The organism is Mycoplasma sp. 06067-C1-B144P-99-0482-3, from assembly GCF_051053925.1.
GTDB classification, from domain to species: domain Bacteria; phylum Bacillota_I; class Bacilli_A; order Mycoplasmatales; family Mycoplasmataceae; genus Mycoplasma; species Mycoplasma leachii.
In genome coordinates, this window is sequence record NZ_CP144017.1 from 226,804 (window position 1) to 241,732 (window position 14,929).

Here is a 14,929-nt window from a genome sequence, read left to right on the forward strand (position 1 = left end):
ATTAATCAAGATGTTTTTAACAATTTGATATTACATTTTTATAATATTTAATATAGATAAAATAAAGCATAGGATTTTTTATGAATAAAAAAGAATATATAAAACCACCAACATTTTGAAACATTTTTTTATTTATACTATTAATTACTTTTGTTGGTTTTGGTGGTGGTAATGCAATTATGCCAGTTATTAAAAGATACGCAGTTGATAAATATAAATGATTAGATGAAGATGAGTTTCATCAAAATGTGGTTTTAACAAATATGTTACCAGGACCAGCTGCTATTCAAACAACAGCATATATTGCTTTTAAATCTTTATCTAAATTCAAAGCTTATTTAGTTGTTAGTTTAGCTTCAATGCCACATACTTTTTTTGCTGTAGGATTAGTTTTTGCTTTTAATAAAATACCTACTCAATATTTAATAGTTGTTCAACTTGGAGTTTTAATTGCAATTACAGGAGTATTATTAGGATTTGGTTATAACTATTTTAAAAAGGGAAAAAAAGTAATGAAATTAAGCTTATGATTAGTTTTATTTTTTACTACTTTACTTTTTTCATTATTTGTTCCAACACCTTATAATGTTCCAATATTAGTAATGATTTTAGTAATAGCAATTTATTCAACTATTTTTATAATTAGAAGTAAAAAATCAAAAAATACTAAATCAGATGAAATTAAGAAAGGAATAGAATAATGTTAAGTTTTATTGCTTTTTTAGTTACATTAGTTTCATTAATATTTGTTTCATTATCAGTATTTGGTGGTGGCCAAGTATTTATGCCAATATTTGTGTGATTATGAAAATCATTAAATAGTTGATTTAAAATTGAAATTTCTGAAGAATTTATAAATACAGTTTTTGTTGTATCAAATTCAACACCAGGAATTTTAAGTCCAAAATTTGCAGCAATTACTGGTTATATGATCGCTCAAGGGCAATGATGAGGATTTGTTGCGATGATTTTTACTTATTTAGCATTCGTTTTACCTGCTATTTTTATGATGATGATTGCTATAAAATATTCTCAAAAATTTCATCAATCAACATTTTTTAAAAAATTAATTGACATTATGAATCCAGTTGTAGCTGGAATTATTATTGCTTTGGCTATTGAAATATTTATAAGTTGTATGTTTCCATACTTTGTATTTAATGAATCAGTTAGTGAATATTGAAAGTTTATAAATCCAAATAAACCAAATCAAAGTATGAAGTTTTTTACAGGCTGAAGACTAATTGCATTATATTGTTATGTTCCAATTGGAATTATTATAAGTTTATTTTTATATCTTAAAAAAGTTCCTATTTTGGGGTTAATATTTGCAAACATTATATTTTGTTTAGTATTATTTGAACCATGATTAGGATAAGTATAAAAATATATATTAAAATTTTATGATGCTATAATCTTGATTAAGTTCATAAAATACATTTTAACTAGAACTTTTTATATTAAATTAGCAACATACATTATTTTTTTGTATTAATTTAAATTTTAGATATTTTAATCAAAAGATTGACTAAAACAACTTCTAGGAGTTGTTTTTTTCTATTTATTAAATATAGTAAATAAAGAAAAGGTAAAAATATTTTTAATATGAAACATAAAATTTTATAGTTTGACAGAATGGAGATATAAATGAAAACACCAAAAGAATTTAAAACTTTTGAAGAGCAAATTGAAATTTTAAAATCTCGTGGATTAATAATTTCAAATGAACAAAAATCAATAGAAATATTAAAACAAGAAAATTATTATAATATTGTTAATGGTTATAAAGATTTATTTTTAAAAAAGTCTTTAGATTATAATCAAGATATATTCATTGAAAATACAAATTTTGACGAACTATATTCATTATTTTTATTTGATAGAGAATTAAGATCTATTTTATTAAAATACATATTAATTTTTGAAAGAGATTTTAAGACTATAATTGCATATAATTTTAGTAAAAAATATAATAAAAATAATAGAATAGACTCATATTTATATCCAGAAAATTATAAAGACAATTATATAGATGTTTTAAATTTTATATCAACTATCAATCAAACAATAGTTTCAAAGAGTGAAAAAACTAATTATATTAAACATTACATAAAACAATATGGTCATGCTCCATTATGAGTGGTTGTTAATATTTTATCTTTTGGTAATATGGTATATATGTTTAGAATTCTAAAAGATGATGACAAAAACAATATTATACTTTTTTATGTAAATAGATTCTTAGAACAAAATAATAAAGAAAATAATTTATGATTTAGAAGTGACTCTTTTTTTGTCATTATTAAAAATTTTAAATATTGTAAGAAATGTTTGTGCTCACAAAGAAAGAATGTATAACATAAAATTTGATAGAGTTTCAACAAAAGATATTTCAGAGATGATAGGTTATAGCTTTTATGGAGATTTAAAGCTAGCAATTGTCTTTGTATTTTTAAAAATGATTTTGACTAGAAATAATTTTATCTCGTTAAAATAAGAAATAATTATGCTTTTTACTAAATTTAATGACAAATTTGAAACTGTATTATTTAATGAAATATTGAATGAAATGGGAATAAAATTGGAAGATTTTTATAAATTGTAAAACTTTATTAATAAAAAGTAAAAAAAGTAAAAAAAGTAAAAAAAAGATAAAAAAAAGTATTTATTTTTTTACATATTATGTTAGTATAAAAATAAGGTTCATGCTGGTTAAGTGTACGTCACCCCGGCAACAAGTGTCGGTTAAGTGTACGTCACCCCGACCCTTTTTTTATTTTTAAAAGTATTTTATTCTCCTATTTTTTATTGGTCCTAGATTGCAGTAGATTACTAAATAAAAGGAAAAACATATAAAAAACCTGGAAAATTCCAGGTTTTTTTCTATTTATTAGCAAGTAAATTATTAAAACTATTAACTAGGTATTCATCAATCTTACCATTATATGTAAATGATAATTGTTCGTTATTAGTTTCATACTTATTGGTACCATTAGTTTGATGAGTTATAGGATTATAAAGATTTTTGAAGTTGTGATAAGTTCCACCTTCATTTTCTTCTTGCTCTTCACTGTCATTTTCATTTTCTTTATTATTAGAAGGAGCGGATGTCATTTCTTCAATTGTTGAATCTAATGGTGAAGTTACTCCAACATATTCAGTTATTTTTGTTGAATTATCATATAAGAAATTAATAAATTCATATGCCAAATCTAAATTTTGAGCATCTTTATAAATAACTATATTATCTGAAAATACATTAGTTGATTCATATCTATTGTTTGAAGTATGTTTTTTATTTGGTCTTCCATAAATATAGTTTATAGATTTTTCGGCTTTTTCATAATCTTCATCACCTTCGTTATGAACATAATTAGCATAAGCAGCATCACCATTATACATAACAGCAAAATCAAATTTTTCTCTAACTACTAAACTTATTAGATCATCACTATGCAATGAAACGCCAGTGTTTGATAATAAATCAGATAATTCTTTACCAACAGCATCAATTTCAGATTTTTTTGTTAGATTAACTTTTTGATAAAGTTTTTGTGATCCTAACATAAATACATTTTTTGGATCATTATTTAAAGCTACTTTTTTACCAGCTTTAGCAGCTTTTCATAAAATATCTCAAGATAATGTTGAATTATCAATCTCTATTTTATTTTTATTATCACTAGTATTATTATTGTTTTTAAACTTAATTCCAGAATCTTCTAGGAATTTTATATTTGATTCAGTTGGATTAACAACAATTACTAAATCACCTCATAGATATGGAATTGAATAATCTAGAATAGAGTTAGTATTTAAATATGTTCCTTTAGGGTTATTTGTTATTATTTCTTTAGTTTCATCTTCTCTATTAATAGGAGATTTAGCCATTAATTCTAATAAGCTTTTATTTACTTTTAGTTTTTTATAATCATTATTATTTTCATGATTTTTATTGAAATTTTGACTATTAAATTCTCCTCAAATATTTAACTTACTGTAATCAATTTTTTGTAAGTAATTTTCTGAAACTAGTCTTTGAACCATATAATCACTTGGGATCATAATATCATAATCAACTGTATGAAGTTTATTATATAAAATTTCATTTGAGTTATAAATTTGATAATTAATTCTAATTCTTCTATTATGTTTCTTACTTGCTTGTTGTTCAAATTCACCAATTAGTGAAGGATCAATATATTCTCCTCAGTTAGCAACAACTAGATCATAAATATTATTTAAAACATAAGTAGCAGTCAACCCACTAAAAGCTCCAATTCCAATAAATGAAATTAAAATAGCTTTTCAAGATCTTGAAAAAAATGATCTAAAATGAGACACATTTTCATTTTGACTTGGTAATAATTTATTTTTTAGCTTATCAGTTTTTTGATTAATTTTTTGAATTAAAATTGTGGTTTTATCAATTTTTTGACTATAAATTTTAGTAAATTTATCAATGATAACTTGTCTTTTTTGATTTAAATTATTTAAAGCTTCTAAATTAGTTGTGCTCTGAATTTTTAAGTCAATATCTTTAGTAATTAAAACAGGAATATAGATTTTACTAATTAATATATTTAATTGATCAGTTAATTCATTAATTTTATTCTTTTTAATATTTTGTAAGTTTTTTAATTTTTCAACAACTAATTTTAATTTGTAATAATCTTTACCTTCTTCAAGTTCAATAATTCATTCTTCAAAGTATTTAATTTTTTTATTGTATCAATTAATTAATTTTTTAGAAGGTTTTTGTTCTTGAGATAAATCTTGTTTTAATAATTTAATTTTGTTTTGTAATTTTTTAACTTTTAAATTAGCAGTTTGCTCACGTTCTTTAATTACTTCGATTTGGTCTTTTAAAAATTCTACTTTTTCTTGTAAAGTTTCAATTTGTAAACTTAGTTTTGCAGCTTTTTTAACATCTTTTTCAATACCAAATTGTTTAATTAACTGTTTTAATTTTTTTTCTGATTTTTTTAATCTTGAATAATATCTTTCTTCTTTTTGGATTTTTGATTTTAATTTATATTGTTTTCATTGCAATTTTGAGATTTTTTTATCTAAACTTTTTAGTTTATAAAAATAAATCTTAGTTTTTAAAACAAAGTATTTAATTCACAAAGAAAGATTATGAGATTTTTTAATAATAGTTTTAGTTTTTAAAATTTCACTTAGTTCATTTAATTGTTTATTTAATTTAGAAATTGTTTTTAGTTTGTAATTATTATTAATTAGTTTTTGTTTAGTTTCTAAACGAGATTGTTTGATTAAATTAACTGTATTTCAAGTAATAATAGATAAAGCAATTACTAAAACTAAACAAGTACCAAAAACAAAAATAAACGGTCTAGTTTTTTTAGCAGTATAAATGAATGTTGAAACATTAGTTTGCATACCACCAGTAAAATAAGAAATAATAAAATCATCAAAACTCATTGCAAAAGCAATAGCAGCAGCTGTAATAATTGCTGGTTTTAAAATAGGTAATATTACTTTAAACATTACTTGGTGATTTTTAGCACCTAAATCATAACTAGCGTCAATTAAGCTTGGGTCAATTTTTTTTAATCTAGGCATAATTGTAACTAAAACATAAGGAACATTAAATGAAATATGGGCCATAATTAAAGTTAATAGTCCAAATTTTAATCCCATAATTAAAAAAACAATCATTAGTGATACAGCTGTAATTACATCAGCATTGATTAAAGGAATATTTGCAATTGATACCCACTTGTTTTTAGTTATCCTATTAACTCTGCTTAATCCAATTGCTGCTAAAGTTCCGATCACTAGTGAAACTATAGTTGAAATTACAGCAACAAATAAAGAAGTAATAATTGATTTTATAAAAGGGGAATTTTTAAAAAATGATTCATACCAAGAAAAACTAGCATGAGTTCATTTAATAGTAGTATCTCCATCATTAAATGAAAAAATTACCATTGCTAAAATGGGTGCATAAATAAATAGTAAAACAAAAGCAAAATAACTTCTTTTTAAGAGTTTTTTCATTTTCTTTTATTTCCTTTCATTTCAAATTTATTACTAATTAGTTTCATAACAAGCATTAAACCAAATACTAAGATAGCTAAAACTACTGAAACAGCAGCACCATATCCAAAATCATTTCCTTGGAAAAAATAAGATTCAATAGCAGCAGAAACTAAATAAATTCGTCCTCCACCCATATAATGAACAACAATCAAACTAGTAGCAGCTTGAACTAGTACTAAGCTAAAAGCAGTTAGTACTCCAGGCATAGATGATCTTAAAGTAATAGATCAAAATGTTCTAAATTTTGAAGCTCCTAAATCTAAAGCAGCTTCTTCTAAATCAGTTTGTCTTGATTCTAATGAATCATAAATTGGAGCTATTGCAAAAGGTAAAAACATATAAGTCATACCAATAATAATAGCAATTGGTGTTCCTATTGCAAAATCAGCTAATAAGTAAAATAGAGTTTGTAATCCTAATACTTTTAAAAGCATAGAAATTCACATAGGCATTGTTACAATGACTCACATATTTCTAGCTAAAATTTTTGATTTCATTTGAGCCATCATTAAAGCAATTGGATATCCAATTAAAACGCATAGCATCCCAGCTACAATTGCATATAAAATAGATAGAAATAATGAATATAAAATACCATTACTTGTAAATAACTTAGCAAATTTCTCAAAAGAGATTTTAAATAATGTAATCCCATCTGCTGGTTGAATAAAAGCATAAATTAAGATTGAAACTAAAGGAAGAATAACTAAAATTACCATTACTAAGATAAATGGAGCTAGAATTGGTCACACTTTATCTTTTGAAAAATGAAATAATTTAGTTTTTGATAAATAATGATTAACATCTTTTACTTTTAATCTTAAAGATTCGCGTTTTTTTTGTTTTTCAATATTTTCAATAACTTGTTCTAATTCATCTTGATTGATAATTTTATTTTCAATTACATTATTATCTTTTAGATTTTTATTTTCCATTAATTATCAACCTCTTTTCACATAACATGAACGTTGGCTGGTTTTCACTTAATTGAAACTTGTTGATCTACATCATATTCATTGATTGTATGAATAATTCATTGTCTTTTTTTACTAGTTTCAACAACTATTTCTCAGTGTATTCCTTTAAAAGTTGTTTTAATAACTTTTGCATTAAAAAATCCATTATTTGGGTTTTTAATAATAATATCTTCTGGTCTAATGATAATATCAATTGATGATTCATTTTCACCAAAGTTAGTATCAATACATTCAAAAACTTTACCATCAAATTTAATTTTGTTATCTTCTAAAAAGATTCCATCAGTAATAATATTTGAACTACCAATAAAGTTAGCTACTCAAGCATTTTCTGGTTCATTATAAATTTCTTCAGGTGTTCCTATTTGTTGAATAGTTCCTTGATTCATAACAACTATACGATCACTCATACTTAAAGCTTCTTCTTGATCGTGACTTACCATTATAAAAGTAATTCCAATATCTTGTTGTAAACGCTTTAATTCTTCTTGCATAGTTTTTCTTAATTTAACATCTAAAGCAGCCATTGGCTCATCTAATAATAAGACTTTTGGTTTCATAACTAAAGCTCTAGCAATTGCTACTCTTTGTTTTTGACCACCAGAAAGTTCATTTATTTTTTTGTTTTCATATCCTTCTAAACCAACTTGACGAATTTGACGCATTACTTCACGTTCAATAATATCTTTTTTAGTTTTTTTAATAGTTAAGCCAAAAGCCACATTATCAAATACATTTAAATGTGGAAATAAAGCATATGACTGAAATATAGTATTAAATTGACGTTTATTAATTGGGATTGGAATTAAGTTTTTATCTTCAAATAAAATTTCTCCACTGTTTGGTTTTTGAGATCCACCAATAATTTTTAAAATTGTAGTTTTTCCACAACCACTAGGACCTAGAAGAGTGATAAACTCCCCTTCTTTAACATTAAAACTGATACCTTTTAATACAACTTGTCCGTCATATTCTTTAGTAACGTTTCTTAATTCTAATATATTATTTTCCATTTTTCTCCTTAATTTATTGTAAAAAGATTAGAATTTTAACAACAAAAGAAGTCATTAGACTTCTACTTAAGGGAGAGACTTTCAGTTTCTAAAACAGTTTCATTTATTTGAGAAAGAACAAACATAATTTCTAATCAAGATGTTAAAAATTTAATTGGCTCATCAATTATTTTTAGCATGTTTGCCCTCCTTTTTTTGTTTTACATTACATTAATTTTACTATCAAAAGATAATCTAAAAAGTTTTTGCTAATATTAAATAATAAATATTTTTTTAATATAAATCAATGCTAAATTAACTTTTTTCTTGGTTTTTTAAATAAAAATCATTAATTAAAAAATCTCTCCTGAGAGAGATTTGATTATTTATTTAAAGCTTTTTTAGCTTGTTTAACAATTTTTTTGAATTCCTCATTGTTATTAATAGCTAATTCTGAAAGCATTTTTCTATTAATATTAATATTAGCTAATTTTAAACCGTGCATAAATGTTGAATATGATAATCCTTCTGGTCTAACTGCAGCATTAATACGAACAATTCATAATGATCTAAAATCACGTTTTCTTTCTTTACGACCAATAAATGCATAAGCCATTGAACGAATCACTTGTTCGTGTGCTTTTTTATATGATGATTTTTTAGTTCCAAAATAACCTTTAGCAAGTTTAATTCAACGTTTTCTTCTTGCTCTAGTTACTTTTCCATATTTAACTCTTGCCATATTCTTATTACCTTCCTATTATTGTAAAAGCCCTTTTAGATTTTTCATATCTACTTTGCTAATAATTGTTGCTTTACTTAGTTGTCTTTTTTGCTTAGTAGTTTTACCTGTTGCACGGTGTGATCTATAAGCTTTAGCTCTTTTTAGTGTTCCATTTGATTTAACAGTAACACGTTTAGCTAAAGACTTTTTAGTTTTCATTTTTGGCATAATCTAATATCTCCTTTGTTCTTAACTAATTTTTCTTAGGCACAATATACATATCTAGGAATTTACCATTTAACTTAGCTTCTTTTTCCATTTTACCAACATCACTAACTAGTTCAAAAAAATTATTTAGTGTTTGTTGTCCTAAATCAAGATATACAACTTCTCTACCTCTAAATTTTAAAGAAACTTTAACACGACTACCCTCTTCTAAAAATTCTTTTGCTTTTCTTGCTTTTGTTTCTAAATCGTGTTTTCCAATATTAACTGTAATTCTAATTTCTTTGTTTTCAATTTTAGTTTGGTGTTTTTTAGCTTCCTTAGATTTTTTTTGTTGTTCATATTTTAATTTACCAAAATTTACAATTCTAGTAATTACAGTACCATCAGGTTGTACTCCAACTTGATATAAATCTAAGTTTTTTGATCTTGCTATTTCTAAAGCTTGTCTTTTTGACATAACTCCTAAATTTTGCTTGTCTTCATCAATAACTAGTACTTGGTGAGCTCTTATAAACTCATTAACAGGATCTTGATTTTTTATTGGTCTTGAATTTCTGTTTCTGTTTTCCATCCAGTTCTCCTTAAAATAAAAAAATGTGCCATTAAAGAATTAGAAAGCACATTTTTTGCATATAACTAAAATAAAAAAGTTATTACCATTTTGCTAGTAGCTAATGGTGAGCACGTGCTTCTTTCTTAAACGATAATATTATATATATTCATCTAATTTAATGCAAGTAAAAGACAATAATTTTAAATTATTCAATAATAATTCAATTATTATCTTTATATAAAGGATCAGTTTTATTAATATGGTCATAATAAAGAACACCAATATTATGATCCATTTCATGTTGAAAGACTATTGCTTGATAGTTTCTTAAAGTTAAAGTTAGATATTGTTTAGTTAGTCAATCATAACCTTGAACAACAATTTTATAATGTCTTGGTACAAAACCTAGATGATCATTATCAACACTTAAACAACCCTCACCATTTTTTAAACAAGCAATTTGAGTTGAAGTTGAAATTAGTTTTGTATTAATCATTGCATATTGTTCTATTTTATTATTATCAAGTTGAAATCTTACATAAAACATATCTTTATTAACACCAATTTGTGGAGCTGCTAGTCCAACAGCTGGACGTAAGTAATCTTTATTATTTATATTGTTATTATTTTCATCTTGACTAAAAGTAACAAAATCAATTAATTTTTTAATTACTAATTCTTCATCATTATTTAAATTTGTAGGATCAATAATTTTAGTAGATTTTGTTCTTATAATTTCTTTTTTATGATCTTTAACTAACCAACTATTTGAAGGAATTTTATCTTGTAACAAATAACTTTTATCCATATTTATGCTCCATTACATCCATATTATAGCAAAATAGATTTGTTATAATTAAATATAAATGATTGGAGTAATTATGCATATAATTTCTGGTAAGTATAAAAAGATGAAACTACAAACTTTAGACTCATCAATAACAAGACCAACTTTAACAAGAATTAAAGAAGATATGTTTAATATAATTAGTAATTATTTTATTTTTGAAAATAAAACAAGTTTAGATTTGTTTGGTGGTTCTGGTTCTTTATCTATTGAAGGATTAAGTAGAGGAATTAAATTTGCTATTATTAATGATTTAAATAAAGACGCTAATAAGATTATTTCTTTTAATTTAAAAAAAATTCCAACTAGTGATTATGTTTTATATCAAAAAGATTATTTAGATTTATTAAATTTATTAAAAGTTCAACATCAAAAAGTAGATCTAGTATATTTAGATCCACCTTTTAAACAAATAGAATATTATTATGTAGTTTTTGATTTTTTAATCAATAATAATTTATTAAATGATTGAGCAATTATAATTAGTGAAACAAACCAAAAATTAGATTTGACTAAAATTAAAGATCTAAGTCTGTTAAAATTTAAAGACTATAACAAAAAATATTTGTACATATTTAGATTGGAAAAATAAAAATGAAAAAAGGTAAAATGATCATAATTTCAGGACCAAGTGGAGTTGGTAAAGGTTCAGTCAATGGAGAACTTTTACAAAATCCAGATCTACACTTAAGATATTCAGTTTCAATGACAACAAGAAAACCTAGAAATGGTGAAATTAATGGAGTGAACTATTTTTTTGTTTCAAATGAAGAATTTGCAAAAGCCATTGTTAATGATGAGTTAATTGAATATGCACATTTTGTTGGTGATTCTTATGGTACTCCTAGAAAATATGTTGAACAAGAACTAAAAAAAGGTAATAATGTTATTTTAGAAATTGAAGTAGATGGAGCTACTCAAGTTTTAAATAAAGAGCCAAATGTTTTGTCTATTTTTTTAATGCCTCCAAATCTAACTGAACTAGCTAATAGAATTAGAGGAAGACAAACTGAAGATGAAGAAAAAATAAAAGCACGATTAGATAAAGCTTTATTAGAAATTCCTTTAAAACATAATTATCAATATGTAATTGAAAATGATAATGTACCTAACGCTGTTGCAAAAATTACTGATGTTTTACATTTAGAAGGTTTAACTGATATAAAAACTCCAACTGTATATGAAAGATTAGAACAAATTGTTGAACAAATTGTTAAAGAAAAATATATGTATTTTGTTAATAATTGAGAAACTAATGTTAAGTTATTAGCAAAAAATGAAGAAGAAAAAAATAAAGCTAAAAACTTTGATGCTGAAACTTATTTAATTAAATTATTAACTAAAAAGGTATATCACAAAGTTCTAGGGCATGGGGATTTTTCTAAACTACTAGATAAAGATTTTGTTGATTTTAAAATTCAAAAATTAATGTTTAAAATTAATTTCTTTAGTGTTGAACAAAAACATTATAATAATGATGAATTCTAGATATATTGCTTTTGATATTTTAAAAAAAGTTTTTGTTAATAAAGCTTATTCTAATGTTTTATTAAATAAAATTAGTAAAAAAAATTTAAATCAGCAAGATAAAGATTTTGTATTTAATTTAGTGCATGGAGTTATTAGTAATAAAATTTATTTAGATTACTTACTAACTAAACTAATTGATGTTAAAAAAACTTCAATTGATTTACAAATTATTTTATTAATTAGTTTATATCAAATGATCTATTTAAATAGTATTCCAAATTATGCTATTGTTAATGAAAGTGTAAATTTAGCAAAAACTACTAGTCAAAAACAAGCTAATTTTATTAATGCAATTTTAAATAAGTTTTTAAGATTTAAAGATAAATATTTAGAAATTGATTTAGATAATAAAGACTTAGAATTATGTATACTTCACTCTTTTTCTTATGAGCTTTATTTAATGTTAATTAAACAATATGATAAAGATATTGTTAATCAAATAGTTGTTAATAATCACCAAATACCAAAGCTATATATTAGAGTAAATACTTTAAAAATTACATCTGATCAACTTTTTAATAAATATAAGGACATTTATTTATTAAAAAAAACTAATGTTAATGACTGTTTAATTGCAAATAAAAGAATTATTAATTCTGATCTATATAAAAATGGTTTTATAACTATTCAAGATAAAACTTCAATTTTAGTTAGTCAAATTTTAAATCCAAGTTTAAATACAAAAGTTTTAGATATGTGTAGTGCACCTGGTGGTAAGCTTACTCATTTATCAATGATTTTAAAAAACACTGGAAACATTGTTGCAAATGAAATAAATGAATCAAAAATTAAATTAATTAAAGAAAATATTACTCGTTTAAATTGTTTAAATATTAGTGTAATTAATATGGATGCTAGAAAAATTAAACAAAAACAAGAATTTGATTATATTTTATTAGATGCTCCTTGTTCAGGATTTGGAGTATTTAAAAGAAAACCAGAAATTAAATTAAGATTTGATCAAACTCAAGTAAATAGCATTATTAATCTACAAGAAGAATTACTAGAATCAGCTTATTATAATTTAAAAAATAATGGTGAAATGATTTATTCAACTTGTACAATTAATCAAGATGAAAACCAAAATCAAATTAATAAGTTTTTAAATAAACATAAAGATATGGTTAAACTTTATGAACAACAAATTTTTGGTTTTGAAGAAAATACTGATGGATTTTATATTTGTAAATTAAAAAAACTAAAGGAGAATCATGAGTAATTCATATAAAAGTATAGAACTTTTTGCTGGTGCTGGTGGTCTTGCTTTAGGATTAGAACAAGCTGGATTTGAACATATTGGATTAGTTGAATTTGATAAACAAGCAGTTGAGACTTTAAAATTTAATAGACCAAATTGAAATATAATCTTTGAAGATGTTCAAAAAGTTTCCCAGCGTGATTTAAAAAAAGAATTTAATCTTAAAGAACGTGAATTAGATTTATTGTCTGGTGGAGCTCCTTGTCAAAGTTTTAGTTATGCTGGAAAAAGATTAGGTTTAAATGATATCAGAGGAACTATGTTCTATCACTATGCTACTTTTTTAAATAAATTAAAACCCAAAATGTTTTTATTTGAAAATGTCAAAGGTTTATTAACACATAATAAAGGACAGACTTTTCAAACAATTTGTGATATATTTTCTCAACAGGGTTATCAAATTACTTATAAAGTTTTAAATGCATTAGATTATATGGTTGCTCAAAAAAGAGAAAGACTAATTGTTATTGGAATTAGAAATGATTTGACTAATTTAATAAAATTTGAATTTCCTAAAAAACATCAAAAAAAATTGGTTTTAAAAGATATTTTAAAAAACGTACCAAAAAGTGAATGTGCAAAATATTCAAAAGAAAAACAAGAAATATTTAAACTAGTTCCTCCTGGTGGATGTTGAAAAGACATTGATCAAAATATAGCTAAAAAATATATGAAGAGTTGTTGAAATATGCAAGGTGGAAGAACTGGTATTTTAAGAAGATTAAGTTTAGATGAACCAGGGTTAACGGTATTAACTACACCTCAAATGAAACAAACTGAAAGATGTCATCCTTTAGAAATAAGACCTTTTAGTATTAGAGAAAATGCAAGAATACAATCATTTCCAGATGATTGAGTTTTTAAAGGAACTATATCTAGTCAATATAGACAAATTGGAAATGCTGTTCCTTGTAATTTAGCAAAAGAAATTGGGTTAAGTATTATAAAATCTTTAAAAGGAATTAATGTAAATGAACGATAAATTTTTACTAGATTTTATTAAACAGGAAGATTTTGAAAAACACGTAATAAATACCGTTAATCAATATAGAGAAACACTAAAATCTATTAATTTGAAGAAGTTTAATAGAAATATTATTGATCCAATAAAGCTTATTTTTGATAAAAACATTTTTAATAAAGAATTTAAAGAAATTATTGAATTAGAAATATCTAGACAAAGAGATAAAACAAATAATAATGCGATTGGTTATTTTCACCAAAACATTTTTAAATATATTAAAAATTGTAAAGTACCATCTCAAGGATGAGATGTAATTTTTCAAAGTGATGAAAATACTTATTATGTTGAAATGAAAAATAAGCATAATACTATGAATAGTGTGGCAGCATCTGGTATTTATATGAAAATGCAAAATCATTTATTAAATTATGATAATGATGAAAAAAGTATTTGCGTACTAGTTGAAGTAATTGCTAAACATTCTCAAAATATTCCATGAGTTATGAAGATTGAAAATCAAAAGCTGATTGGAAATAGACGCATAAAAAGAATGTCAATAGATAAATTTTATGAAATAGTTACAGGAAACAAAAATTCTTTTAAAAATTTATGTTTACAATTTCCAATAACTCTAGAAAAACTTGTAAGTGAAAATGTTTTTCTTAAAGTTGAAAAAGATACTGTTTTTGAAGAACTAAGTAAAATAAACAATGATATTGTTTTAGCTTTATACAAATTAGCCTTTTTAACTTATGAAGGGTTTGAATTTTAAAATTTAATGATACAAAAA

16 protein-coding genes are annotated in these 14,929 nt (G+C 23.5%); 9 read left to right on the top strand and 7 right to left on the bottom strand.

What is annotated here, in order from left to right; translation table 4 throughout:
- The first annotated feature begins 80 nt into the window (after nt 1-80).
- The 4 genes from V2P32_RS00995 (at nt 81) to V2P32_RS01010 (ending at nt 2,497) form a co-directional block, all read left to right on the top strand.
- Nucleotides 81-701, top strand: a complete 621-nt coding sequence (locus V2P32_RS00995) for a chromate transporter (protein WP_434343725.1) — start codon at nt 81-83, stop codon at nt 699-701.
- Entirely contained in the window at nt 701-1,378 is a 678-nt protein-coding gene (locus tag V2P32_RS01000; protein ID WP_434343726.1) for a chromate transporter, read from the top strand. The genes V2P32_RS00995 and V2P32_RS01000 overlap by 1 nt, the downstream gene beginning before the upstream one ends.
- A gap of 269 nt (nt 1,379-1,647) precedes the next feature.
- A complete protein-coding gene (locus V2P32_RS01005) occupies nt 1,648-2,358 on the top strand; it encodes an Abi family protein (RefSeq protein ID WP_434343727.1) in 711 nt (236 codons plus the stop codon).
- A complete protein-coding gene (locus V2P32_RS01010) occupies nt 2,282-2,497 on the top strand; it encodes a hypothetical protein (protein ID WP_434343728.1) in 216 nt (71 codons plus the stop codon). The genes V2P32_RS01005 and V2P32_RS01010 overlap by 77 nt, the downstream gene beginning before the upstream one ends.
- A 386-nt stretch (nt 2,498-2,883) precedes the next feature.
- Here V2P32_RS01010 and potCD read toward each other — a convergent pair whose 3' ends face one another.
- The 7 genes from potCD to def all read right to left on the bottom strand — a co-directional run bounded on the left by potCD (nt 2,884) and on the right by def (nt 10,348).
- Complete coding sequence (gene potCD, locus V2P32_RS01015; protein WP_434343729.1) at nt 2,884-6,024, bottom strand: spermidine/putrescine ABC transporter permease/substrate-binding protein; 3,141 nt, start codon at nt 6,022-6,024, stop codon at nt 2,884-2,886.
- Nucleotides 6,009-7,001, bottom strand: a complete 993-nt coding sequence (potB, locus tag V2P32_RS01020) for a spermidine/putrescine ABC transporter permease (protein WP_107670152.1) — start codon at nt 6,999-7,001, stop codon at nt 6,009-6,011. The genes potCD and potB overlap by 16 nt, the downstream gene beginning before the upstream one ends.
- Nucleotides 7,001-8,056, bottom strand: coding sequence for a spermidine/putrescine ABC transporter ATP-binding protein (potA, locus tag V2P32_RS01025; protein WP_434343730.1), 1,056 nt, complete (start codon nt 8,054-8,056; stop codon nt 7,001-7,003). Before potA ends, potB begins: the two co-directional genes overlap by 1 nt.
- 361 nt (nt 8,057-8,417) lie before the next feature.
- A complete protein-coding gene (gene rplT / locus V2P32_RS01030) occupies nt 8,418-8,777 on the bottom strand; it encodes a 50S ribosomal protein L20 (protein WP_013447558.1) in 360 nt (119 codons plus the stop codon).
- 18 nt (nt 8,778-8,795) lie between these two features.
- Complete coding sequence (gene rpmI, locus V2P32_RS01035) at nt 8,796-8,987, bottom strand: 50S ribosomal protein L35 (RefSeq protein WP_011166422.1); 192 nt, start codon at nt 8,985-8,987, stop codon at nt 8,796-8,798.
- A gap of 25 nt (nt 8,988-9,012) precedes the next feature.
- Nucleotides 9,013-9,558: a translation initiation factor IF-3 gene (gene infC / locus V2P32_RS01040; protein WP_011166421.1), complete on the bottom strand. Its 546-nt coding sequence runs from the start codon at nt 9,556-9,558 to the stop codon at nt 9,013-9,015.
- A 187-nt stretch (nt 9,559-9,745) separates the two neighbouring features.
- Nucleotides 9,746-10,348: a peptide deformylase gene (def, locus tag V2P32_RS01045; RefSeq protein WP_434343731.1), complete on the bottom strand. Its 603-nt coding sequence runs from the start codon at nt 10,346-10,348 to the stop codon at nt 9,746-9,748.
- A 58-nt stretch (nt 10,349-10,406) separates the two neighbouring features.
- Here def and rsmD point away from each other — a divergent pair, with 58 nt between their 5' ends.
- The 5 genes from rsmD to V2P32_RS01070 are packed head-to-tail and all read left to right on the top strand — an operon-like array spanning nt 10,407 to nt 14,911.
- Nucleotides 10,407-10,979, top strand: a complete 573-nt coding sequence (rsmD, locus tag V2P32_RS01050) for a 16S rRNA (guanine(966)-N(2))-methyltransferase RsmD (RefSeq protein WP_434343732.1) — start codon at nt 10,407-10,409, stop codon at nt 10,977-10,979.
- 2 nt (nt 10,980-10,981) lie between these two features.
- On the top strand, nt 10,982-11,875 hold the full coding sequence (gmk, locus tag V2P32_RS01055; protein ID WP_434343733.1) for a guanylate kinase: 894 nt from the start codon (nt 10,982-10,984) through the stop codon (nt 11,873-11,875).
- Nucleotides 11,865-13,136 (top strand): 16S rRNA (cytosine(967)-C(5))-methyltransferase RsmB, encoded by a 1,272-nt coding sequence (rsmB, locus tag V2P32_RS01060; RefSeq protein WP_434343986.1) that lies wholly within the window; start codon nt 11,865-11,867, stop codon nt 13,134-13,136. The genes gmk and rsmB overlap by 11 nt, the downstream gene beginning before the upstream one ends.
- Nucleotides 13,129-14,157: a DNA cytosine methyltransferase gene (locus V2P32_RS01065; RefSeq protein ID WP_434343734.1), complete on the top strand. Its 1,029-nt coding sequence runs from the start codon at nt 13,129-13,131 to the stop codon at nt 14,155-14,157. Before rsmB ends, V2P32_RS01065 begins: the two co-directional genes overlap by 8 nt.
- The gene (locus V2P32_RS01070; RefSeq protein ID WP_434343735.1) at nt 14,147-14,911 is read left to right on the top strand and encodes an Eco47II family restriction endonuclease; all 765 of its coding nucleotides are present in this window, start codon (nt 14,147-14,149) and stop codon (nt 14,909-14,911) included. The genes V2P32_RS01065 and V2P32_RS01070 overlap by 11 nt, the downstream gene beginning before the upstream one ends.
- The last annotated feature ends 18 nt before the right edge of the window (nt 14,912-14,929 follow it).